Raw genomic sequence first — 21,860 nt, 5'->3', positions numbered from 1 at the left:
TCCGCGTCACGCGAACTTCACGTCCGTGTCCGGGTCCTTCCGGGTATCCAGCATTCCGGCGATTTTGCCTTCCAGCGCGGCAACTGTTGCTTCGGGAAGGACAATCAGGCCGTCGAGTTCCTTGCGGGCGCGCTTGTACGCCGTTTGCCGTTCCGCAGGTGTAGCTGCGGTGTCCTCCGCAATGCGCAGCAGTTTCCGTGCCGTAGCCAGTCGTTGCCGCTCCGGGCCGCTGAAGTTACCGTCCTTGATTCTCCGGGCTTCGCGTTCGGCTACGTCGAAGGCCAACTCGTAGCTGTGGACTGCCGCGCGGTACTCGGCGAGCCGGGCCGGCGTCGAAATTTCTTCAGGCGCTCCGGGACGCAAGCCGTCGGCTTCCTTCTTGGCGCGCAGGAAAGCGACGGTCAGTGGCTCACGGACGTCGGTCATCAGCGGAAAGTCGATGAGATTGCCGACGTCGAGTTCGTACTCCAGCCATCTGTGATTGACCGAATCGTGGGCGGACATCAGGGAAACCACTTCGGCCTGGTTCGCTTCCTCATGCACGGCCAATTGGTTTCGCAGCTTCAGCAGTTCCACCTTGCGGCGGTGCCGCTCTTCACTCGCTTTGGACCACGATCTCGCCCAACCGCCAGCCATCCCGCCGATGGGGAAGATGAGCCACCAGTAACTGCCAAGGAAGTCGAAGAGGGGTTCCACCGCTCCATCCTCCCACCGCCGCCGACGGTGCCTCAACAGGCCATGGCGAGTCGCTCAATCATCTGGATTTTTGGGCCCGCAGACGCTGCCACCGATCGGAACTTCAACGTCAAGCAGCCACACTCACTGGCTTGCTTAGAGGACCCAATAAGCACTGAGCATTAGATCCTCTATCCCTAAGCTAATCTAGGCATAAGCCAACCTTGTCCACCGGATATGCTCCTTCCGACCGTGATTACGTCTTGGAAGGACACACCTTGCCTACTACGAATGACCACAACGACGTGGCATCCACCCCGGCCCTCAACGTTGTGGTGGCAGGATCAACCAGTGCCGCCGGCCAGGCGGTTGTGGCGGCACTCCTCGCTGCGGGAGCCGGGGTTGCCGCCGTCGACCTCGACGCCGCCCGCCTGGAGGAACTCGCCCAGAACCACGACGGCGTGATCCCCTACACGTGCAACCTCGCGAACCTTGAGTCGGTGGAGAAGCTGGCCGCCGCAGTTCGAAGCGACCTGGGCCCAGTGGACGGACTCATCCACTTGGTCGGCGGTTGGCGCGGAGGCGAAGGAATCACGGGCCAGAGGGACGAGGACTGGGACGTCCTGCACACCAGCATCATGACCACCCTCCGGAATACCTCCCGCGCTTTCTACCCGGATTTGGAGGCATCGCCGCGGGGCCGCCTCGCCATCGTTTCCGCCACGGCGGCAGCGAACCCCACCGCCGGGGGCGCCAGCTATTCGGCCATCAAGGCCGCCTCCGAAGCATGGGTCCTCGGCGTCGCCGACGGTTTCAACGCAGCCCAGTCCGGCCACAAGACTGAGCCCAAGGAACAGACCTCGGCCGCCGTGGTTTTCATTGTGAAAGCCCTTTTGGACGATGCCATGAAGGAGGCCGCGCCGCACCGCAAGTTCCCCGGCTACACGCATGTCAACGAACTTGGCGAACACATCGCCGCGCTCTTCGACGCCCCGGCTTCCCATCTGAACGGCACCCGTCAGCGCCTGAGCTAGCTTCCGGCGTCGTACCCTGTCGCTAGCATGTCCGTATGGACCAGCGACTGCACTTCATCACGTTCGCCACGCCTGATCTCGACCGGGCCCGCGCCTTTTACAAGGACGGGCTCGGTTGGGAGCCGCTCATGGACGTGCCCGGCGAAATCCTCTTCTTCCAGGTTGCCCCGGGTTTGATGCTCGGCCTGTTCGACGCCGAAAAGTTCGACCAGGACCTGGCCAGCGGCATCCAAACCCCTGGTGTGAGTGGAGTGACGCTCTCCCACAACGTCGGCAGCGCAGCGGAGGTCTCCCGCACCATCGACGCACTTGTGACTGCGGGCGCCACGCTGATCAAACCCGCACAGGCAGGCGCTTTCGGCGGCATCTTCCACGGGCACGTCAAGGATCCCAACGGCATCGTCTGGGAGATCGCGTACAACCCCGGCTGGCGGATCGACGAGGACGGAACGGTGGTTTTAGCATGAGCGCCTCCACGCAGGACGTCACCCACGACGACATCCGGACGCAATTCGAGGCTTTCCTGGACGAGCACCGCCGCGCGCTGAACGCCAGCTTGGACGGACTCACCGAGGAACAGGCACGACGGCGGTTGGTCCCCTCACGTACGACGCTGCTGGGTCTCGTGAAGCACGCCACCTTCGTGGAGAAGGTGTGGTTCGACGAAGCCATCACCTGCAGGCCTCGGGCCGAGATTGGCATTCCGGCCACACCGGATGAGTCCTTTATCCTCGGTGAAGAAGACACCATCGCCAGCATTCAAGCGGCTTACTCGGCGGCCTGCGAGGCTTCGCGGAAGGCTACGTCGGACCTGGGGCTGGACGACCTTCTCCCCGGCAACCGCCGCGGCCCCCTCCCCTTGCGCTGGGTGTATCTGCATATGCTGCGTGAACTGGCCCAGCACTGCGGGCACGCGGATATCCTGCGGGAACAGGTCACAGAAGATTGAGGGGGCTGCCACCAAGACTGCTTACCCAAAAATCGGATAGGACAGCAGTTCCAGGCGACATGCCCCCTCTGAGTTTTGACGACCTAGGAACCCTTCACCGCTGCGGCGAAGTCTTCCAGGGTGCCCTCAAACTTTGTTCCCTCAGCGTCGAAAGGTGTGACCCTTCCGTTGATGACTTCAAAGCGCCCTGACGGTCCACCGATTACATAAAATAGGCCAGGCTCCGGCTCTTTGAGGAACAGGACGGCATTTTCAGAAATCTTGAACAACGGGTCGTCTGAGATCTGATGAAGAACCCCGTCAACAGACCCGCCGGTCTGTCGCACGGTTATGCGGGTCCCCTCTTTCAGGGTGCCCGCGGGATCATGGATTACTTCGTCAACGGTGAACTCAAAATCCGTGATAGGGACAGTTTTGATCTTGGATTCGTCTATGATTCGCGTGAAGCTTCCCTCGACAGCCAGCGCGCTGTGCGCTTTTAGATCCGTCAAATTGTCGTAGCTCTCCGCCCAACTGGCGTCCATGCCTACAGTGTTGGCGGAGCTGCTGGGATTAGCCGCCTCGGGCGAACCTGCGCATCCCGAGAGACCCGCAATAGTAACTAGGGCGATTATCGTTGAAGCCATACGTGGAAATGCGGACTTCTTTATGAATTGTGTCCTCATGATTTCAGCATCCTCTCTGAACAGAGCAATTAGTACAGGGCAATAGTGCCGTTGTTGTCATCATTGGTTGGCCCAAATACCCCACAGCTATTTCGTGTGGAGGTGGAGGAAGTCATGAGAACGCAGCCGCCGGCGTGGCCTAGTCCGATAGCGTGACCCAGCTCGTGAGCTGCGACTCCTTGGATCGTGGCCGAAGAGTAGCCTGACGTGTAGTAATAGTTCAGATACGCGTTGGCATAAGCAAAGCAGTTTCCTGTCGAGCAGCTGTGCCAGCTGTAATAGGTGACACCATCCCATCCCACGGTAGAGGCGTACGCATCGTCAACCGTCAGCGCGCCGGGTCCGCTGGGAAGGTAGATGTTGTCCGGAGCGACGTTCCATGCATAACGACCATTATCCCAGCCTGCTATGTTGATGCTGTACATACTTGGCTGGTACTGAATGTAAATGGTTGCGCAACAACCGCTGGTCGGCGTGCCTTCCCACCGAACGCCCTCAAGGACATATGCCTTTGCAGGGCTCATGCCAAGTGCTGTCATCAGAAGTATCACCAACCCTACGGTCAGCGATTTAAGCCAAAGCGACGTCGGCCCTTTTGTGCCGAGTTGAAATTTGATCCGCGGACGCAATTCTCCCTGTTCATATTTTTCCCCATCACTTGCCACAGAGGACGCCCATTGCACCCCCTACTCTTTCTGTGGGGCCGCCCTCGAGAACGTGATGCAGATCTCTTGAAAGAGTGCTGATTGATTTCTGTCGGTTCGGATAGGACACCGCCAGGCAGGATCCTGCGCCGTCCTCAGGTGAACCTGGCTTCAACGAACCTCAGCATTGAAAGGGAATTGAGGCAGACGAGGTACAGCACCAAACCGGCTGTAAAGAGCATCAACCAGACGGTGGTCATTCCCAGAATGAAGGCGGTCACGAACAGGATCCCGGCGGTGCCCAACGACACCCTCTTCTCCACGCCCAAAGCGTAGAGGGACAACCGGTAGACGTCCCGGGCGCGGAAGCTGAAGCGGGAAAGGATGAGCATCGCGTTCATGGCGGCAGTGCAGACCAGGAGCGCGAGACCCACCAGACCTATCCGTGCGGCGAACTGCATCCCGAATCCTGAGGCAGCGTCCGGTGAGCCGGGGAGGACGCTCAGGTTGAAAGCGATGACACCCAGGAACAGCATGTAGGGCAGCCACACGAGCAGTGCCTGCTTGAAGTTCAGACGGTACGAAGCCAGGAAGTCACGGAACACTCCCCTGTCCCCGCCTGCAAGAAGTCGATTGAAGGCATAGCAGGAAGCCACAACAGAAGGTCCCACTAGGACAAACCCCAGCAGCGCACCTGGCCCGAGTACACCGACCAGCAACGGCATGAGAACCGCCGGTGCATTGGCCAACACCAACAGAGCACTCCCGGTCATGATGCCATATACAGTGCCGGCGGCTTTGAACAGTGGTCCCGTTCCGAATTCTGGCTTCCTGCCTGCCATCAGATCTACTTCTTGTCCGCGTACGCTTTGTAGGCCTTGTTCGCCAGCTCCACGTATTTTGTCTGGCCTTTGCTGTCGAGTTCCTTGACGTAGGCGTCGAACTCGCCGAGGGGACGTTGGCCGGTGATGAACTTGAGGGTGTTCTGCTTGACGTGGTCTTTCAGCGGGGTGAGCGCCAACGTGGCTTGTTCGCGATCGACGTCGTTGAACGGGACCGGCGGCGCGACCGGGCGCGGCTTCTTCGACTTCATCGCTTCCTGGAAGGCCAGTTCTTCTTCATTGAACGTGGACTGCAGGAGTTCCGTCGTGCCGCCGTAGGCGAAGTTGCCGCCGGAGAACCCGTAGTCAACACGAAGATCCTTGGTGCCTGCAGGGTTGAGTCCCTGGAAGTTGATGTCGGCCGCGAGCTTGCGCTTGCCGCCTTCCTTGGTAAAGGTGGTTCCTTCCACTCCCCATTTACTGAATTCCTGCCCGGCGTCACTGTAGAAGAGCCAGTCGATGTACTGGATGAGCGCGACGAAGCTGTCTTTGTCTTTGACGGACGAGTTCAACATGATGCCGTTCTCCAAGCGGCTGCCACCGATGATGTCGCCCGCCGGGCCACCTGGAACGATGATCTTGCCGACTTCGAAGTTGCCCTTGCCCAGCGACTGCTCCATGGATGTGCGATACGTAATGACGTTCTGCGAGTTGGCGCTGATGACGAACGACTTCCCCGAGACAAATTTCTGGATGGCGGAATCGTCCGTCTGGGTGAAGCTTTCCGGGTCCATCAATCCTTCGGAGACCAGTGAGTTGAAGTACGTCACCAGATCTTTGAACTTGGAGGTGCCCGCTGCGAACCCGAACTGCTTCTTGTCCTGATCGAACTGGAGCCCGTCAACCAATCCCCAACCGGCCACCGTCCCGAACGCTGCGCTGGCGATGTTGAGGACGCTGTCACCCTTGAACCGGTCGGAGAAGGGAACAACGTCCGGGTAGGCCTTCTTCAGCGAGCGCAGCACATCGCGGAACTCGTCCCACGTCTTCGGCTCGGAAAGACCTTCCTTCTTCAGCACATCCTTGCGGAAACACAGGGAATAGTCCGGCCACAATTCCTCATGCAATCCGGGAAGAACGTAGTACTTGCCGTCTTCCTGGGTCAGCGCTTCAATTTCCGGTTCGAGCTTCCACTTCTTCACTTTCTCCTGGAAGTGCGGCATCAGGTCCACATAGTCGCTGACGGGCAGCACCGCTCCCGCGGAGACAAACGCCGACTCCTGTCCCGGGTAGGTCTTGGCGATGATTTCCGGTGCACTGCCGGAGCTGATGAGCAGGCTGCGCTTCTGCTCGTAGTCACTGTTGGGGACGATGGTCGGTTCCAGTGTGACGTTGTTGTCGCTGGCCATCTTGGTGAACAGCAGCCAGTCCTTCTTGTAGGGATAGGTGGGTTGGTCGGAGAACAGGAACGTGAACGTCAACGGCGTCGTCGCCTTGAATGTGTCACCAACCTTGAAACTCTCCATCGCACCGTTGCGGGATTTGGAAGTGTCCACCTTCTCGGAGGTGTCGGAATCACAACTGGTCATCATCAGGCCGATGGTGACAACGGATGCGAGGCCGAGGAAGTCCCTCCTGCGGAACTCTCGTGTGCTGATCATGGGGTTTCCTTTCATAGGTTCATTCCTTGACGGAGCCGAGCATGACGCCCGAGAAGAAGTACTTCTGGACGAAGGGGTAGACGCAAAGGATGGGAATGACGGTGAGCACGATGGTGACCGACTGGATATTGGCTGCGATCTGCCCGACGTTTTCAGCCGTCCCACCCGCTGATCCGGCCGTGGTGACACCGGCAATCATGTTGCGCAGATAGATGGTGACCGGGAAGAGGTCCGGGTTGTCGAGGTAGAGGAAGGCCTGGAACCAGGAATTCCAGTTGGCCACCGCGTAGAACAGCACCATGGTGGCCACAATGGCTTTGCTCAGCGGCAGCACTACCCGGAAGAGGATCCCGTACTGGGTAAGCCCGTCAATCGATGCCGCTTCCTCCAGCTCACGGGGCATGTTCTCGAAGAACGACTTCATGATGAGCAGGTTGAAGACGCTGATGGCGTTTGGCAGCACCACCGCCCAGATGGTGTCCCGCATTCCCAAGGAACTGATGAGTACGTAGTTCGGGATCAGGCCGCCGTTGAAGAACATGGTGAAGACTGCCAGGCCGATGAACACACTGCGGCCCTTGAGGTCCTTCTTGGCAATGGCGTAAGCGAAGGCCGTGGTCAGCACCATGGAAATAGCCGTTGCCACCACTGTGTACAGGACCGTATTTCCGTAGTTGGTCCAGAACGTGGAGTCGGCCAGGATCAACTTGTAGGTCTCCGTGTTGAAACCCATCGGGAACAGGTTCACCTGCCCGGCGTTGATGAAGCCTTCACTGGAGAACGACTGGGCAATGATGTTCAGGAACGGATACATCGTCAGGAACACCACGAGCAGCAGGAACACCAGGTTGAAGGCCCGGAAGATCCGCATCCCACGGGAAACCCGCATGTTCTTCAAAAGGACCCCTTGGGCCGCAGCGCCCTTGTTGGCAGTAGCTGACTTGTTCACCACAGGCTCGTTCCTGCGAGGCGCTTGGAAATCGCGTTCGCTGAGAGGATCAGCGTGAGGCCGATGACGGATTCGAACATTCCGATCGCGGCCGCGTAGCTGAAGTTGCTGGATTCCAGGCCTACCCGGTACAGGTAGGTGGAGATGACGTCTGAGGTTGCGTAGTTGAGCGGGTTGTAAATGAGAAGGATCTTCTCGAAACCCACAGCCATGAACGTTCCGATGTTCAGGATGAGCAGGGTGATGATGGTGGGTCGGATGGCCGGCAGGGTCACATGCCAGGTCTGCTGCCAGCGGTTGGCGCCATCGATCCGTGCCGCCTCGTACAACGATTCATCGACCCTGGTGAGCGCGGCGAGGTAGAGGATCGCTCCCCAGCCCATGGTCTGCCAGACTTCCGAGCTGATGTACATCGGCCGGAACCAACCTGGGTCCTGCGTGAAGTTCACCGAAGTTCCGAACAGGGACTCCGCGATCTGGTTTACGGTTCCCGTCATGGAGAAGTTCTGCAGGATCATCCCGGCGATGATCACCACGGACATGAAGTGCGGCAGGTATGCCACGGTCTGGACGAACTTCTTGAACTTCTGCGACCTCAACTCGTTGAGCATCAGCGCGAAGATGATGGGCATCGGGAAGCAGAACACCAGGGTCAGGACACCCAGGACGATGGTGTTCTGGAATGCCTGCCAAAAGCTGGGGTCATTGATGAAGAGGGTGACGTACTTGAGGCCAACCCACTTCTCCCCGAAGATACTGCCACCGGGTTGGAACTGACGGAAGGCAATCACATTGCCGGCCATCGGCAGGTATCTGAAAATCAGAAGATACAGCAGTGGCAGCGCCAACAGCGTGTAGAGTCGCCAATCGCGTTTGAAGGCCAGCTTCCAGCTCCCGGGCTTGTCACGCCGCCTCTTCGCTTTGCCTGGCTGGTCGCCCGGCACCACCTTTGGTGGAACATCCAGTCTTAGTGCCATGGTCCCCGCCTCTCCTGCTGTTCTTCGAGGATCAGCACGTCGTACGCAGGGAGCTCAACCGCCCCCTGAAGCGCACGACCGCTGATCAGGTCCGTGCCGCCGTCGAGGACGTCCACCCGGGACGGCGCATCATTATGGTTCAGCACCATGAGAAAGCTTTTGGCGGTGCCGTCGCCGCTGGTGCCGGCACGACGGCGGACCTGGACTCCTGTGGGTGCCTTCAGTTCCGGCTCAACGCCTGCGGTCCGCAGTTCGTCGTCGAGAAGTTGCTTGAGGAGTCCGTCGTCGACGCGGGCCGACACGTACACGGCCGAGCCTTTTCCGAACGAGTTGCGCGTCACTGCCGGTGCGCCGTTCAGGCGACCGGACGCATACCTGGCCAGGACCTCCGCGGTTTCGGCGTGCAGGTGCTCGGTCCAGTAATCCGCGGAGAAAGTACCGCCGTCGGCCGTGGTCAGCTTCACTTGCTCTCCGTCCCCTGCCAGTGGATGCATCTCCTCGCTCCAGGCACCAAGGACATTTCGCAACGCGCCCGGATACCCGCCCAGGCGGATGGTGTTGTCGCGGTCCACGATGCCGGAAAGGTAGGACACCACCAGGCGTCCACCCTCGGACACGTAGTCTTCGACCTTTTTAGCGGCTTCGTCCGTGAGGAGGTACGACGCCGGCATGAGCACCACGCCGTAGGCGGAGAGGTCGCTGTTGGCATTGACGAAGTCAACAGTGATGTTGGCGTCAAATAGCGGGCGGTAGAAGCGCAATACTTCCTGCGCGTAGTTCAGGTCCGAGCGGGGGGAGTTACCCAGCTCCAACGCCCACCAGCAGTCCCAATCGAAGACGATGGCCACTTTGGCAGCGGAACGGGTCCCCGTCAGCCCGCCCAGTGCTTTGAGTTCCTGGCCCAGCTCGCACACTTCGCGGAAGATCCTGGTGTTGGTGCCCGCATGGTTCACCATGGCCGAGTGGTAGCGCTCGGTCCCACCCTTCGCCTGCCTCCATTGGAAAAAGAGGATCGAATCGGCGCCTTGGGCAATGGCTTGGTAGGAGCCGAGCCGCATCTTGCCAGGAAGCTTGGACACATTCACGGACCACTGGCTGACCGCGCCCGTGGCTTGTTCCATGACCATCCACGGTTGGCCGTGGCGGAGGGAGCGCATGAGGTCGAAGTTCAGGGCAGCCGCGATGTGAGCGTCTTCTTCCCGCGGGTCCGGGTAGATGTCCAGGGCGGCGGCGTCTTCTTCGGCTGCCCATGCCCAGTAGTCGTTGGTTTTGTAAAAGCGCATGAAGTTGGTGACGATCGGCAAGTCCGGGCTGTGGCGCCTAAGAATGTCACGTTCGGCTTTGAAATGTTCCAGCATGCTGTCCGACGTGAACCGATGAAAGTCCAAACGCCGCGACGGGTTGGACCACGTTCGGGGCTGGGCCGGGACCCGGACCTGGTTCCAGTCCGAGTAGAGCTGGCCCCAGACGGTAGTGCTCCAGGCCTCGTTCAGTTCATCCAGTGAGGAATACTTCCGCTGAAGCCATTCCCGGAAGGCCTTCTCAGCCCACGGTCCGTAGGAAACGGGCCCATATTCATTGCCCACATGCCACATTCGCAACGCCGGATGGTTGGCGTATTGCTCCCCCATCCGCTCGGCCAGTGCCAGCGACTTGGCCCGATACACGGGGTGTGACACGTCAAAGTGCTGGCGGGAGCCGAATCCGAAGATGCTCCCGTCCGGGCGTTCCGGCATGATGTCCGGGTGCTGCTCCACCAGCCAGGCCGGCGGGACGGCATCCGGTGTTGCCAGGTCCACGCCGATGCCGTGCTCATGCATGAGATCCATGACCTCGTCCAGCCAGCCAAAGTCGAAAACGCCATCGCTGGTTTCCAAGCGGCTCCAAGAGAAGACCGCAAGCGTCACCAGGTTCACCCCGGCCTGCTGCATGAGTTTGGCATCTTCCAACCAGACTTCGCGCGGCCATTGCTCAGGGTTGTAGTCCCCGCCGTACGCGATACCGCCTAATCGCTGATGCAGGTGCTGCAGCCGCGTTTTTGCGGTCCGCAAGTCCTCAGGGTGGATGGTCATCATTGTCCTTCACTCGGGGTTCGTCGCTCCGACTTACAGTGCGACGCACATCACAGAGAGAAACTATCGTAAAGTTTCAGCAATAACAACAGTCCAGTATCCGAAACTCGCAAGTAACTTAGAGGCCTGAAATCTGCGTTCGAGTACGGCTTTCGGGCGTATGGCCTCGAGTAATTGATTCGGAATCGCGGAATAGTTTTGAAACGAGCGGACTTGTTTCGACAACAGTTCGGAAACTTTCGGAGCTTGTTAACAACTGTCTTGAATTCGCGGGAGGCCTGCGAGCGGCCAGGGGATGTTCAGCGAACTCGACCGAGCACCCGCGATCTCGCCGAGCCCCTACGAAAATCCGTTGACACGTGACCAAAAGGTCACCTATCCTGATCCCATGGACGCCGTGTTCAAGGCCTTGGCTGACCCCACCCGCAGGGAACTCCTGGACGAGTTGTTCCGCGCGGATGGCCAATCCGCCACCGCCCTCGGAGCCCGGTTCGAGATGACCCGTTTCGGCATCGCAAAGCACCTCAAACTGCTTGAGGATGCCGGGTTGGTGGTTGTCCGCCGTCGAGGACGCGAGAAGCTGCACTTCCTGAATCCGGTCCCCATCCGCCTCATCCACGATCGCTGGGTGAGTAAATACGCAGAACCATGGGCCGCTGCCCTCAGCGACCTCAAATCCAGATTGGAAAGTCCCATGGAAAAGATCTTCGAGATTTACATCAAGACCACGCCGGAAAAGCTTTGGGAAGCCATCACCGACAGCGAAATCCGCAGCAAATACCAGTTCGGGAACACCTTGGCATCGGACTGGACGCCGGGCAGCCGCTTCGAGATGCGCAACCCCAAAGCGGACGCGCCGCTGGGTGAAGGCGAGAACATCGAGGTCGATCCCCCACGCAGGCTCGTCCAGACCATGACGGCGCTGTGGGGCGAGGACGTCAAGGCCGAGGGGACGTCGCGGATCACCTGGGAAATCGAACCCGTCGGGGATTCCTGCCACCTCACGGTCACGCACGATCAACTCCGCGAAGGCGCGAACGACCAGCTCTACGGCGGCTGGCCCATGATCCTCTCCGGCCTGAAAACCTGGCTGGAAACCGGGGAAAAGCTCACCACACCCGGTTCGCTGATGTACGCATAAGCCTCTTAAAGAAGGACGACGACGGCGGGCCGCTGCCGCCGTCGTCGTCGATACCTCAGTCTCCCGCCCGTCAGGCGACGGGCTGTACTACCTGCTCTTCGCTGAGCCAAGCCGTCTGCAAGGTGCCCAGCAGGTGTGGAGCGAAATCCTCGCCGATCTCCAGGACGACGCGGCATCGCGCGCCGCGCTGCTCCGGGAACCCCGCGTACTGTCCTCGGAGATCGCAGACCGTCTGGCCCCGGCCTGGGCCGTCGGTGGTGTCCACTTGGACCCGGACGGTCGGGGCCAGGGTGGGTTCTACTCCCCTGACGGCGATGGCGGCGGCAAGGGGATCGTGCATGGCCGAGCAGGCCCGTCCGAAAATGTCGACGTAGAAGCCGAAGTAGTAGCCCAGCATCTCCCCCAAGGCCTGGGACACCGGGTGTTCGGTGGACAGCAGCTCCTGGCGGTGGTTTTCCTCCAGCACGTTGGTCATGGTGACATCCAGGGGAACCAGCGTCACGTTCCAGTCCGCGGCCAGGACCTCGGCTGCGGCCTCGGGGTCGTTGGCGATGTTGGCTTCGGCCACAGGAGAGATGTTTCCCGGTGCCAGCGCAGCGCCGCCCATGATGGTCACCTCGGCAATAAGCTCAGGCAGCTTCGGTTCCAGCCGCAACGCTTCGGCGATGTTGGTCAGCGGACCGATGGCCACCAACCGCAGCTCCCCGGCGTACTGGTGGGCCAACTGGACCAACAGTGCGGCAGCCGTGGCCTTCACCGGTTCGCGGTCGGAAGGAGCCAGGTCCACTCCGCCGATGCCGTTATCGCCATGGACGTGCGGCGCGCCGCCGTGGAAGGTGCCCACCAGCGGATCGTGCGCGCCGACTGCCACGGGGATGTCCGGGTGGCCCGCAAGGTTCAGCAGGTCCAGGGTGTTGCGGGCGCCGCCGGCTGCACTGACGTTGCCGCTCACGGTCCCTATTCCTACGAGCTCGGCCTTGGGTGAGGCCAGGAGGTAGGCAAGGGCGAGGGCGTCGTCGATGCCGGTATCGCAGTCAAGGAAGAAGGGTGCAGGCTGGTTCACAGGTCTCTCGTTTCAGGTGTAGCGGTGATGGGGGGTTCTGCTGGGTGTCCGCGCGGAACCGGCGGACCGGCGTCGCGCGTTAGATCTTTTCGCCTTTCGGCGCGGCGATGAACAGGCTGACAATGAACGCCAGGGCCGTGATCGATACCGAAATCCAGAGGGCAGCAGAGTACCCGGCGGCGGTGCCCTGGCCTGCGAACGGCGCAACAACCACGACGCCGAGACTCGCCCCGATGCCGAAGGAGGCGCCGTTGATGCCCGGCAGCGCTGCGGGTGCTTCCTTGGGCGAGAGCAGGACGGACAGGCCGTTGATGGCAGTGAGGAAGAATCCGTTGTAGAAGATACCCAAGGCGGCGATGGCGATGAGGACCGCGATCTGGTTGTGGGCGAACAAGGCGGCGATGATCGCGCAGGCGAGGCTGGTTGCGGTACCTACACGGACGGTCTTGATCCAACCGCGGCGGTCGGCGATCCAGCCGGCGAGCGGAGCGGCGAACACGCCAATCAGTGCTGCAGGGGTGAGGAACAGCAGGGCTGCCACCGACGCGGACAGTCCGAAGCCGCTGTCCTTGTCCTGGCTGAGCAATACCACGGTGAAGTTGATGATGGCGAAGATGCCCGCAAGTGTCAGCACGGTGGTGGCGATGACGGGCCACACCTGGCGGGAACGGAGGTGGTGGACTGCAACCAACGGGGTTTCGCGCTTTTTCTCGATGAGCCAGAAGGCCGTGAACGATGCAATACTGCCGGCCAGCAGTCCGAGGGCTGCCGGTGAAGTCCATCCGGCAGAGGAACCCGTGGACACGAAGTAGGTGATGAACACCAGGAACACCGACAGGGAACCCGCTCCCCACCAGTCCATCCGGCCCGGAGCCACGCTGGACCTACCGCCCGGGACTACCTTGATGACACAGACGACGGCGATGGCCGCCAGCACCAGCACGGCGACGAAGATCGACTGGAAGCCCAGGGTCTCGGCCATGAGCCCGCCAAAGTAGCCGTCCACGCCACCAACTCCACCGTTGATGGCGGCAATGATCCCAATGGAGGTGCCGAAGAGCCGGGCGGGCAGGTACTCGTTCAGGACGATGTAGGAGAGGGCGAAAATCGCGCTGGAGACGCCCTGCATGAAGCGGCCCGTCACCAGCAGCGGCAAGGTCGGGGCGAAGATGCACAACACGGTTCCGGCGCCCATGATGGCCAGCACCAGCAGCAATGCGTTGCGGCGGCCTATGAAGTCGCTCCACCGGCCAATCACAGGACCTGAGATGGCGCCGGCGAGGAAGAACATGGATTGAACCTGTGCGACGGCTTCCGGGGTCTCGCCGAAGAAGGAGCCGACATGCGGCAGTGCGGGGGTGATCATGCTGGCGTTGAGTTGGAACGCCAGGACGGCCAGGACCAGCGTGGTGATCAGCAGTGCGGCAGCCTTGCCGTGGACCCTGCCTTCATCGGGGGCGTCAAGATCGCCGGCCGGGGTTTGCGGGTCTACGGCCTGCGGATCTGCAGCCTGCTGGCCTGTGGCGGTGGGGATGTTCACATCAAACTCCTTTGTCCAGGGGCGCGGGGCGCCGCCACGAGATGTGAGTTGTTATACAAGCATGTATTACGAGCTTGTGCAACCTGTCACATTCATCCGGTACAGTGTCGGTAACCCATTCCAAGTGAGGCCTCCCTTGACCGACAAAGCCGTCCAGTTCCTGTCCCGCCCCATAGCTACCCAGCCCGGGCAGCCCCTTCGTGTTGCCGCGTACTCGCGCATCGCAGAGGCGATCCGGACAAAGATCTTGCCGCCGGGTTCGCTGCTCCCCACCGAGACCGAGCTGGGCACCATGATGGATGTCAGCCGCACCGTGATCCGGGAAGCGTTGATGTTGCTGGAAGAAGACGGCCTCACCCGGGCACGCCGTGGAGTCGGACGGTTCGTGGCTGATTCACTCCCCAGGATCGGGATTGAACACATCCGCCCGTTCGATCAACTCCTTGGCGGGCCGGACCAGGACATCCAGGTCAAGCGCGTGGCAGCCATCAAACAACCGGCGTCGGAGTTCGTTGCGCCGGGTATCGGAGTGGAGCCCGATGAGGACGTCTGGTTCTGGGAGAGCGTGCTCATCCGCAACGGCGAGCCCGTGGCCCACCTCCAGGAAAACGTTGCACAGAGAATTCCCGAAGCCGACCAACTCGCCGAGGCCGCAGAGGCGCCCACGCTTTCCGCGTCCACACTCCTGGAGGTGCTCAGCGGACTACCCGGCGCTTCCCTGGGACCCGGCGAATGCGAGATCAGCCTCAGTACGGCCGGGCCAAGCCGTGCAAAGCTGCTGGGACTGCGCCCCTCTGATCCGGTGCTGGTCCTCACCCAGTACGTGCGCCGGAACGGCTCCCCGTTCTACCTCGCAAAATGCCTCGTAGCCGCGAAAGCCGGCCACCTCTCCGTCATCCAGTCCTCCTGACATTCAGCTGATTTCTTCCAAAAAGGACCTTCCATGAGCACTCCCCTGCACTCTTCCGCGCCCATTTCCAGCTCCACGCTCACGGTGGTGGGCAGCATCAACCTCGACATCACGGCAACGGCCAGCCGGCTGCCCTCCCCCGGTGAAACCGTCGGCGGAGCAGTCCTCCGCCAGCAGCCCGGTGGGAAGGGCGCCAACCAGGCAGTTGCTGCGGCCCGGCTTTCCGGCCGCTCCCGCATGGTGGGGGCCGTTGGCCAGGACGACGCCGGCCGGACACTTCTGGACGCAATGGCCGGTGCCGGCGTCGACATCCACAGCGTTGCCCGCGTGGAAGCGGCGACGGGAACTGCCTTGGTGCTGGTGGACAGCGACGGCGAAAACCAAATTGTGGTGTGCCCCGGCGCCAACGGCTCAGTGGCCTTGGACGGGGTGTCATTCGGCGAAGAAGAAGCCCTGCTGTGCCAGCTCGAAGTGGACCAGGACGTGGTTCTGGAAGCTGCCCGCCGCGCACCGGGATTCTTCGCACTCAACGCCGCACCGGCAGCGCCGATCCTGCCGGAACTCCTGGAGCGCTGCGATCTGGTAATCGTTAACGAAACCGAATACGAGCTGATCCCCGCCCTCAAGAATGCGCCGCTGGTCGCGGTGACCTACGGCGGCGAGGGCTCGGCAATCTTCGTCGACGGCGAACGCGTCGCCGAGGCTCCGGCGGTAAAAGTCAAGGACATCGCCAACACCATCGGCGCGGGCGACGCCTTCTGCGCAGCCCTGGTCCTTGCCTTGCAATCCGGCTTGGACCACAGCCATGCCCTGGCCGTAGCCAACGCCGTGGGCGCTGACGCCGTCCGCGATGCCTCGTCCCAGCCCGGCTTGCATTCCTTGGAACACTACATTGAGGCGACGCGCCTGCCTGATGCAGCGGGTTCCGCCGCCAGCAAGTAGTCAGCCCACCGCTTCAGGGCAGTCTCCACAGGCGGATGATGCAATCCGTGTGCCTCAGCCAAGGCGAGCGCTGCCGCGGTGGGATACCGCTCTTCCGAGAGGAACGACAACGTCTCCGGATCCGCGCCGGTGAGTTTGGGCGGGAGCCTCTTCAGAAGAGCACTGGGGATTCTCAACCACGGGACCCTGACCTTCAGGTGCTTCCCGAGCATGCGCAACAGTTCCGGCAACGGCGGCGTGGCGTCATCGAGAACCCAGTACGAGGCGTTTTCCGCCTCGGATGTGATGGGGACCAGCGCCATGAATGACGCCAGGTAGTCCACAGTCACCACGGGGACGAACGTGCGGTTGTTCCCGGGCAGTGCGGGCAGCTTTCCACGGGAGAGGTCCATGACGCTCGCCGCGAGGCCCAGACCCTGCTGCGACTCGCCGTTGACGGAATCTCCGATCACGGAGGCCGGATTGACCACGGTGAAAGGGACGCCCAGGGAACGCGCTGTCGCTTGCACCACGGCGTCGGACTCCACCTTGGAGCCTTCATAGGCGCCCAGGTGTTTGTATTCCCTGGCGCGGCGCGAGTCGTCCCACGGCACCTCGTTCGGGTCTTGGCCGCCCACCCGGTAGCCGGACAGATGGACCAGCCTGGTCAGCGCCGGCAGCTGCGAGGCGAAACGAACCACGCGTTCTGCGCTGGTCACGTTCGCGGAGTAGGCATCATCGGCCGTCATGCCAAACGCGAACGCACCGGCGACATTGTGGACTTCAGTCACGGTCCGGAATTCGTCCGACCCAGGATCAACACCCAAGCCGGCGTCGTTAAAGTTCACGAGCACGTGCTTTGCGGTGCCGTCGGCATCGTGACGCGCGAGCCAGTCCGCCAGCCGGTGGAAGGAATCTTCGCTGCGCACCGCGGCTGTGACGGTCACCCCCTGGTGCAGGAGTTCCCGCACCAGCCACTGCCCGATGTGGCCCGTGGCTCCGAACACCAAGGCATGGCGGAGGCTCATGCGCCTGCTCCGGCCTGGGTTGCTGCCAGCAATGTCTTGAGCGTCCCGGCGGCTGCGTCCATTGGCTGGGTGGACTTGTGAGCGCGGGACAGGATGAGCGAGCCCTCCACCAGGCAAATGATCGATGTCGCCAGGCTATGGGCGTTTCCCTCTTCCACCCCGAACGTGGACAAGTAGCCGGATACGGCCTGGATCCATCCGTCGTAGACGCGGCTGCACGCCTCCCTCAGCGGCTCATTCTCCGATGCCGCGTCCAAGGCGACGGAGGAAACGGGACAACCTGCCTGATAATCGCTGGTTTCCAGGATGTTTTTGAGTTCGGCAATGAGTGCGTCCACTACCGCCGCAGGTGAGGTGGCCGTCGTCGTGGCCTTGCCAATCAGTTCTCCGAAGTGATCGCCGGCCAGCGCCACGGCGGCAACGCCGAGCCCCGTCTTCCCTTCGGGGAAATGGAAATAGAGCGAGCCTTTGGGAGCACCGGACCGGGCCAGGACAGTGTTGAGTCCGGTTCCGTGATAGCCGTGAAGTTGGACCAGATCAAGCATGGACTCGACCAAACGCTGCCGGGTTGCGATTCCCTTGGGGTATGAAGAAGACATATCTAGATAATAGACCAGTCTATATATTACTTCCACAAACAGCCGGGTTAGGTGCTACAGTTGCTACGATTGCTACGGAGGATCATCATGACAACTATTCCCCACCGGGAACTGCGCAACCAGAGCAGCAAGATTCTGGAACGCGTCAAGAATGGCGAAGTCATCGACGTCACCAATAACGGCCAGGTCGCGGCCACCCTCATTCCGCCATCCGCTTCGCCCTTTGAACGATTGCTCCAAGCAGGAAGCATCCGGCCTGCGATCGAGTCACCCGTGGACTTCCGCCTTGTGGCGCGTGTCAGCAGCGATATGACCACGGCCGACATCCTGGCTGACCTCCGCGGGGACCGGTGATCGTTTACGCGGACACCTCCGCGATTCTTAAGCTTGTTGTGGATGAGCAGGAATCTGAAGCTCTGGCCGCGCATCTCCAGGGAGTCCGGTTAGCTGGAGGTCACTTGGTGGCTTCCATGCTCCTCTACACCGAGCTTCACTGCGCTGCACGCCGACGCAGCCTTCCCTTTGACCAAGTCAACGACGTCCTTGCCGGCCTCAACCTTGTTGATGTCACCCGTTCGGATCTAATGTATGCCTCAGCGCTGCCCAGGCAACTTCGGAGCGCAGACGCCATTCACTTGGCAACCGCCATCCGGCTTCAAGTGGACTCCATGGTGGCCTATGACCAGGAACTGTGCTTGGCCGCGAAGGAATCCGGGCTCACGACCACGTCGCCCGGAACCTAGCCAGGCCTACCCCACGATCCGGAAGTCATCGAACTCCCCTGTACCGTCGGAGAGTTCGAAAGCCACCTTCTCAACGTGGCCCGGCGCCTGCGTGGACTGGAGCCACTTCACGAGGCGGTCAACGTCGGCTGCCGAACCCTCGGCAAGCAACCGGACGGAACCGTCGTGATCATTACGGACCGTCCCTGTCAGCAGGAGTTCGTCGGCCTTCCGGGCAGTCCAGTAGCGGAAGCCCACCCCCTGGACGACGCCGGTGATGCGGGCTGTGAGCCGAACGGTCCCGTCAGTCATGGCTCCACTTTAACCAGATCCGCCCTTGTCCGGCCCGTTCACCGTATAAGGGCGTGCGGGCCTGACAAGGGCGGGATCCGGCAGCAAACAAGCTAGCCGATCACGATGTCGCGCGTTTCGTGGCTGTAGGTGATGGTGACCGTGCCGCCGTCGTGGTTCAACTCGTGGTTGGCGCCGTCACGGACGCCGAACGCACCGTAGTTCTCGTCCCACGAGCGGTTCAAGGCCACTTTGTAGGTGTAGAAACCAGCGGGCAGTTCAGCCGTCAGCGTCCATACCTGGACCAACGGGTTGAACGTCATCTGGGCTTCGTCATACTGCGGCGCCCAATCCTCGGGGGCACCAAGGATCTTGTTGAAGTCCCCGGCAATCGCGACGGCGTCCGGCTGCGGCAACGTCTCGACGGCGGTGGCCGCCTTGCCCTTGGCCGGCGCCTTGCGCGTGGTGGCCTTCTTTGCCGCAGGTGCGGCTTTCGCCGCGGCAGCTTTAGTGGCAGTGGCCTTCGGGGCCGACACCCTGGCGGCGGCAACCTTCGGCTCGGCCACGTCGGTGGCCGCTTCCTTGGGTGCGGTCACTTTCTTCGCAGCAGCACGCTTGGTCGCCGCTGCCTTCTTCGCCTGGGGCTTCACCGGCGGCGCGGTGGGAACCGGGACGTCGGCTGGTACCGGCGTTCCGGCGTCGAGCGCTGCTGCAAAAGCTGCAACGTCGCCGAACGCGACCGTCGCACGCAAGCCGTCCTCGGGAATGGTCCAGCCCGAACGTCCCTTGACCAGCCAGCCGGCCTTGACCAACTTGGCCGAGGCGGAGGTGAGCGTCTTGTGGCCGCGCGGAATTCCGCCACTGAGCAGTTCGGCCTCGTGGTCGTTGAAAGGAACGCGCGCAGTCGCTTCGGCCAGCACTTCGCCGGCGTTCAGCGTTGCCCCGGACCATACGCCCTCTGCGAGGATGTCCAGGACGGCCTTCAGACGAAGGTTGGTGTTCTCGGCGGTGTTCGCGCCCATGCTTCTCCTTCTACGGTGGTTATTCCCTTGCAGTTTGCCAATGAATTGTTAATTCCCGCGACTGCAGTTGGTAAACACCGTGTGTCGTGACTGAGTGTGACATCACAATCGCCGCAAGTGATCTACGGGTCTCGGCTGGAGCGGTTCAGGCCCGCGTCACCGATGATTTGACCCACTCTGTGACCTTGTCCAGGAGCTCTGTTTTGCGCGCCTCGCTGGCGAAGGATGACCGGATGGAATTGGCAGCCAAGGTAGCCTGCTCGGGCACCGAGAACTTCAGGACCTCAACCAGCTTTCCGAAGTTATCGTCCACGTACCCGCCAAAGTAGGCGGGGTCGTCCGAGTTGACGCAGACGTTCAGGCCGATCGCCAGCATTTCGGGAAGCGGGTGGTCCTCCAGCTTGTCCACGGCGCGAAGCCGGACATTGGACAGGGGGCAGACCGTCAGGGGCACCTGCTCGGCCACCAACCGCTGCACCACGTCGGTGTCTTCCATGCACCGGATGCCGTGATCGATCCGCTCAACATGCAACACGTCCAGCGCCTCCGTGATGTAGGAGGCGGGGCCCTCCTCGCCGGCGTGGGCGATCCTTCGCAGCCCGGCCTCGCCTGCGCGCTGGTACAGGCGCTCAAATTTCGACGGCGGATTGCCCACCTCGGCCGAGTCCAGGCCGATGCCAGCAATGGGAGCATGCATGGCAAGGAGCTGGTCCAGCACTTCCAGCGCGGATTCCTCGGACATATCCCGCAGGAAGGCGGCAATGAGGAGGGTGGAGACACCAAAGTCCTCTTCCGATGTTGCCAGGGCTTTGGCCACGCCGTTGACGCAGGTCTCCAAGGCCACCCCGCGTGAGATGTGGGCCTGGGGGTCCATCATGATTTCCGCGTGCCGTACTCCTCCGGCGGCGGCGCGCTCCAGGTAGGCGCGGGTCATGTCCGTGAAATCCTGTTCGGTCTGCAGGACGGCCATGTTGGCGTAATAGAGGTCCAGGAAGGACTGCAGGTCGGAGAATTCATACTTCCCGCGCAGTTCTTCGATGTCTTCATAGGGCAGTTCAATGCCATTGCGTTCGGCCAGGGCAAAGATCAGCTCTGGCTGGAGGGTCCCTTCGATGTGCAGGTGCAGTTCGGCAACCGGAGGTGCCGGGGTGGTTGTTTTCTCGCCAATAGTTTCCACCCTGCAACTCTAGGCCCGAACACGGGCACGTGTCCCGGAGCACTCAACTTGGTTCTCACGCCCGGCACCCTCAAACTGAAAGGATGCAGACTTTCCTCCCTTTCGCCGATTTCCGTCAGAGCGCTGCGGCACTCGACACGTCAAGGCTCGGCAAACAGCGCGTCGAAGCACTCCAGGTCCTCCGCGCGTTGGTGATCCCGGAGTACGGTTGGCAGTCCCACCCGGCGGTCCGCATGTGGATGGGCCACGTTCCGGCGCTCACCATGTATGGCCTGGCCATGGCCGACGAATGGATGGAACGCGGCCACCCGGACAACACCCGCACCAACATCGCGGAGTTCGCACCGCAGGCCGCCCACCCGGACTACGCGTCCAGGATCATCATGCCGCCGTGGCTGGGACACGAGGACCTGCACCTCAGCCACCGTTCAAAACTGATCAGCAAGGACCCCAAGCACTACACGCAGATCTTCCCGGGTACCGAGGAGAAGCTGGAATACGTGTGGCCGGAGCCCAAGCATGAGTTCCACCCGGAAGATCCCGAAGAGGACAGCCTGTGGATCCTGCGCTCCAACGTTGAGGACCTTCGTCCCGAAGAGCTCACCACCGTCAGCATGCCTCCGCATGGCAAGGCCCGTTCCGCGGCGCCGGCGGACCCTGACGAGTACCAGTTCGTCTATGCCGAGGAAAAGTCGCGGCGGCAGGTGAAGGGCCCCAAAAAGCGCCCGGTGAAGCAGCTTGAGAAGAAGCCCACGCGCAAGCGCCAGGCCCAGGAGCAGGCCTTCAACACCCTGCCCGGCAAGACCGAACTGGCCGTCCCGTTCGACGGCGGCCAGACCTTCGCCGTCGGCCTAATCCATGGGCGCCCCATCACCGTGAACGGCCGCTTCGCACGCAACTTCGAGGTCACCAGCGTGATCAACCGCTCCGACTTCGACTACCCGGCGCTGTTGCAGGATCCCCGGGTGTTCTTCCCGGTCCCCGCACCCGCGCAGTAGC

The 21,860-nt window shown here is 61.7% G+C and carries 24 protein-coding genes; 9 read left to right on the top strand and 15 right to left on the bottom strand.

Going from position 1 to position 21,860, the window contains the following annotated elements; translation table 11 throughout:
- Positions 1–6 precede the first annotated feature (6 nt).
- Complete coding sequence (locus tag JMY29_RS05370; protein WP_189075974.1) at positions 7–696, bottom strand: hypothetical protein; 690 nt, start codon at positions 694–696, stop codon at positions 7–9.
- Positions 697–953: 257 nt separating this feature from the next.
- Here JMY29_RS05370 and JMY29_RS05365 point away from each other — a divergent pair, with 257 nt between their 5' ends.
- From JMY29_RS05365 to JMY29_RS05355, 3 genes are read left to right on the top strand one after another with little or no spacing between them, the layout of a single operon-like run.
- Positions 954–1,709, top strand: a complete 756-nt coding sequence (locus JMY29_RS05365; protein ID WP_189075975.1) for an SDR family oxidoreductase — start codon at positions 954–956, stop codon at positions 1,707–1,709.
- A 35-nt stretch (positions 1,710–1,744) separates the two neighbouring features.
- Complete coding sequence (locus JMY29_RS05360) at positions 1,745–2,176, top strand: VOC family protein (protein ID WP_189075976.1); 432 nt, start codon at positions 1,745–1,747, stop codon at positions 2,174–2,176.
- Positions 2,173–2,658 (top strand): DinB family protein, encoded by a 486-nt coding sequence (locus tag JMY29_RS05355; RefSeq protein WP_079581158.1) that lies wholly within the window; start codon positions 2,173–2,175, stop codon positions 2,656–2,658. The genes JMY29_RS05360 and JMY29_RS05355 overlap by 4 nt, the downstream gene beginning before the upstream one ends.
- Before the next feature lie 83 nt (positions 2,659–2,741).
- Here JMY29_RS05355 and JMY29_RS05350 read toward each other — a convergent pair whose 3' ends face one another.
- From JMY29_RS05350 to JMY29_RS05320, 7 genes are all read right to left on the bottom strand, one after another.
- Positions 2,742–3,323, bottom strand: coding sequence for a hypothetical protein (locus JMY29_RS05350; RefSeq protein WP_144027595.1), 582 nt, complete (start codon positions 3,321–3,323; stop codon positions 2,742–2,744).
- 29 nt (positions 3,324–3,352) lie between these two features.
- Positions 3,353–3,988: a matrixin family metalloprotease gene (locus JMY29_RS05345; protein WP_189075977.1), complete on the bottom strand. Its 636-nt coding sequence runs from the start codon at positions 3,986–3,988 to the stop codon at positions 3,353–3,355.
- A 134-nt stretch (positions 3,989–4,122) separates the two neighbouring features.
- Entirely contained in the window at positions 4,123–4,740 is a 618-nt protein-coding gene (locus tag JMY29_RS05340; RefSeq protein ID WP_229778614.1) for a YesL family protein, read from the bottom strand.
- Positions 4,741–4,814: 74 nt separating this feature from the next.
- Positions 4,815–6,464 (bottom strand): ABC transporter substrate-binding protein, encoded by a 1,650-nt coding sequence (locus JMY29_RS05335; protein ID WP_189075978.1) that lies wholly within the window; start codon positions 6,462–6,464, stop codon positions 4,815–4,817.
- A gap of 4 nt (positions 6,465–6,468) precedes the next feature.
- Positions 6,469–7,338 (bottom strand): carbohydrate ABC transporter permease, encoded by an 870-nt coding sequence (locus JMY29_RS05330; protein ID WP_026267080.1) that lies wholly within the window; start codon positions 7,336–7,338, stop codon positions 6,469–6,471.
- A gap of 56 nt (positions 7,339–7,394) precedes the next feature.
- Positions 7,395–8,375 (bottom strand): ABC transporter permease, encoded by a 981-nt coding sequence (locus tag JMY29_RS05325; protein ID WP_026267079.1) that lies wholly within the window; start codon positions 8,373–8,375, stop codon positions 7,395–7,397.
- On the bottom strand, positions 8,366–10,450 hold the full coding sequence (locus JMY29_RS05320) for a beta-galactosidase (RefSeq protein WP_237567109.1): 2,085 nt from the start codon (positions 10,448–10,450) through the stop codon (positions 8,366–8,368). Before JMY29_RS05320 ends, JMY29_RS05325 begins: the two co-directional genes overlap by 10 nt.
- Before the next feature lie 385 nt (positions 10,451–10,835).
- Between JMY29_RS05320 and JMY29_RS05315 the strand changes: the two genes are divergently transcribed.
- Complete coding sequence (locus JMY29_RS05315) at positions 10,836–11,588, top strand: ArsR/SmtB family transcription factor (protein ID WP_189076091.1); 753 nt, start codon at positions 10,836–10,838, stop codon at positions 11,586–11,588.
- 70 nt (positions 11,589–11,658) lie between these two features.
- Here JMY29_RS05315 and JMY29_RS05310 read toward each other — a convergent pair whose 3' ends face one another.
- Positions 11,659–12,651, bottom strand: a complete 993-nt coding sequence (locus JMY29_RS05310; protein ID WP_189075979.1) for a nucleoside hydrolase — start codon at positions 12,649–12,651, stop codon at positions 11,659–11,661.
- A gap of 79 nt (positions 12,652–12,730) precedes the next feature.
- The gene (locus JMY29_RS05305; RefSeq protein WP_189075980.1) at positions 12,731–14,191 is read right to left on the bottom strand and encodes an MFS transporter; all 1,461 of its coding nucleotides are present in this window, start codon (positions 14,189–14,191) and stop codon (positions 12,731–12,733) included.
- Between the two features lie 136 nt (positions 14,192–14,327).
- Here JMY29_RS05305 and JMY29_RS05300 point away from each other — a divergent pair, with 136 nt between their 5' ends.
- On the top strand, positions 14,328–15,101 hold the full coding sequence (locus tag JMY29_RS05300; RefSeq protein ID WP_018777144.1) for a GntR family transcriptional regulator: 774 nt from the start codon (positions 14,328–14,330) through the stop codon (positions 15,099–15,101).
- A 33-nt stretch (positions 15,102–15,134) separates the two neighbouring features.
- Positions 15,135–16,043: a ribokinase gene (locus tag JMY29_RS05295; RefSeq protein ID WP_064722030.1), complete on the top strand. Its 909-nt coding sequence runs from the start codon at positions 15,135–15,137 to the stop codon at positions 16,041–16,043.
- On the opposite strand, the gene JMY29_RS05290 is transcribed toward JMY29_RS05295, so the two are convergent.
- Positions 15,989–17,050 carry an SDR family oxidoreductase gene (locus JMY29_RS05290; RefSeq protein ID WP_189075981.1) on the bottom strand — a complete coding sequence of 354 codons (1,062 nt, stop codon included), beginning with the start codon at positions 17,048–17,050 and terminating at the stop codon, positions 15,989–15,991. The two genes, JMY29_RS05295 and JMY29_RS05290, sit on opposite strands and share 55 nt — an antisense overlap.
- On the bottom strand, positions 17,047–17,649 hold the full coding sequence (locus tag JMY29_RS05285; protein ID WP_189075982.1) for a TetR/AcrR family transcriptional regulator: 603 nt from the start codon (positions 17,647–17,649) through the stop codon (positions 17,047–17,049). The genes JMY29_RS05290 and JMY29_RS05285 overlap by 4 nt, the downstream gene beginning before the upstream one ends.
- An 87-nt stretch (positions 17,650–17,736) precedes the next feature.
- On the opposite strand from JMY29_RS05285, the gene JMY29_RS05280 reads away from it, so the two are divergent.
- Together JMY29_RS05280 and JMY29_RS05275 are read left to right on the top strand one after the other, a co-directional pair.
- Complete coding sequence (locus tag JMY29_RS05280) at positions 17,737–18,003, top strand: type II toxin-antitoxin system Phd/YefM family antitoxin (RefSeq protein WP_039240147.1); 267 nt, start codon at positions 17,737–17,739, stop codon at positions 18,001–18,003.
- Positions 18,000–18,392 (top strand): type II toxin-antitoxin system VapC family toxin, encoded by a 393-nt coding sequence (locus JMY29_RS05275; RefSeq protein WP_189075983.1) that lies wholly within the window; start codon positions 18,000–18,002, stop codon positions 18,390–18,392. The genes JMY29_RS05280 and JMY29_RS05275 overlap by 4 nt, the downstream gene beginning before the upstream one ends.
- 6 nt (positions 18,393–18,398) lie before the next feature.
- Here the strand turns inward: JMY29_RS05275 and JMY29_RS05270 are convergent, their stop codons facing one another.
- From JMY29_RS05270 to JMY29_RS05260, 3 genes are all read right to left on the bottom strand, one after another.
- Positions 18,399–18,683, bottom strand: coding sequence for an acylphosphatase (locus tag JMY29_RS05270; protein ID WP_055974464.1), 285 nt, complete (start codon positions 18,681–18,683; stop codon positions 18,399–18,401).
- Between the two features lie 92 nt (positions 18,684–18,775).
- Positions 18,776–19,684, bottom strand: a complete 909-nt coding sequence (locus JMY29_RS05265) for a pullulanase X25 domain-containing protein (protein WP_039240145.1) — start codon at positions 19,682–19,684, stop codon at positions 18,776–18,778.
- A gap of 145 nt (positions 19,685–19,829) precedes the next feature.
- Positions 19,830–20,861: an adenosine deaminase gene (locus tag JMY29_RS05260; RefSeq protein ID WP_189075984.1), complete on the bottom strand. Its 1,032-nt coding sequence runs from the start codon at positions 20,859–20,861 to the stop codon at positions 19,830–19,832.
- 83 nt (positions 20,862–20,944) lie between these two features.
- Between JMY29_RS05260 and JMY29_RS05255 the strand changes: the two genes are divergently transcribed.
- Complete coding sequence (locus JMY29_RS05255; RefSeq protein ID WP_189075985.1) at positions 20,945–21,859, top strand: MSMEG_6728 family protein; 915 nt, start codon at positions 20,945–20,947, stop codon at positions 21,857–21,859.
- The last annotated feature ends 1 nt before the right edge of the window (position 21,860 follow it).

It is taken from the genome of Paenarthrobacter nicotinovorans, from assembly GCF_021919345.1.
Classification (GTDB): domain Bacteria; phylum Actinomycetota; class Actinomycetes; order Actinomycetales; family Micrococcaceae; genus Arthrobacter; species Arthrobacter nicotinovorans.
Note: the sequence above shows the minus strand (reverse complement) of the source record. Positions and strands in the feature narration are given on the sequence as shown.

Coding starts and splice junctions, on each gene's coding strand:
- JMY29_RS05360 (WP_189075976.1), top strand. CDS start 1,745: ATGGACCAGCGACTGCACTTCATCACGTTCGCCACGCCTGATCTCGAC.
- JMY29_RS05355 (WP_079581158.1), top strand. CDS start 2,173: ATGAGCGCCTCCACGCAGGACGTCACCCACGACGACATCCGGACGCAA.
- JMY29_RS05350 (WP_144027595.1), bottom strand. CDS start 3,323: ATGAGGACACAATTCATAAAGAAGTCCGCATTTCCACGTATGGCTTCA.
- JMY29_RS05340 (WP_229778614.1), bottom strand. CDS start 4,740: ATGACCGGGAGTGCTCTGTTGGTGTTGGCCAATGCACCGGCGGTTCTC.
- JMY29_RS05335 (WP_189075978.1), bottom strand. CDS start 6,464: ATGAAAGGAAACCCCATGATCAGCACACGAGAGTTCCGCAGGAGGGAC.
- JMY29_RS05330 (WP_026267080.1), bottom strand. CDS start 7,338: ATGCGGGTTTCCCGTGGGATGCGGATCTTCCGGGCCTTCAACCTGGTG.
- JMY29_RS05325 (WP_026267079.1), bottom strand. CDS start 8,375: ATGGCACTAAGACTGGATGTTCCACCAAAGGTGGTGCCGGGCGACCAG.
- JMY29_RS05320 (WP_237567109.1), bottom strand. CDS start 10,450: ATGATGACCATCCACCCTGAGGACTTGCGGACCGCAAAAACGCGGCTG.
- JMY29_RS05315 (WP_189076091.1), top strand. CDS start 10,836: ATGGACGCCGTGTTCAAGGCCTTGGCTGACCCCACCCGCAGGGAACTC.
- JMY29_RS05295 (WP_064722030.1), top strand. CDS start 15,135: ATGAGCACTCCCCTGCACTCTTCCGCGCCCATTTCCAGCTCCACGCTC.
- JMY29_RS05290 (WP_189075981.1), bottom strand. CDS start 17,050: ATGAGCCTCCGCCATGCCTTGGTGTTCGGAGCCACGGGCCACATCGGG.
- JMY29_RS05285 (WP_189075982.1), bottom strand. CDS start 17,649: ATGTCTTCTTCATACCCCAAGGGAATCGCAACCCGGCAGCGTTTGGTC.
- JMY29_RS05280 (WP_039240147.1), top strand. CDS start 17,737: ATGACAACTATTCCCCACCGGGAACTGCGCAACCAGAGCAGCAAGATT.
- JMY29_RS05270 (WP_055974464.1), bottom strand. CDS start 18,683: ATGACTGACGGGACCGTTCGGCTCACAGCCCGCATCACCGGCGTCGTC.
- JMY29_RS05265 (WP_039240145.1), bottom strand. CDS start 19,684: ATGGGCGCGAACACCGCCGAGAACACCAACCTTCGTCTGAAGGCCGTC.
- JMY29_RS05255 (WP_189075985.1), top strand. CDS start 20,945: ATGCAGACTTTCCTCCCTTTCGCCGATTTCCGTCAGAGCGCTGCGGCA.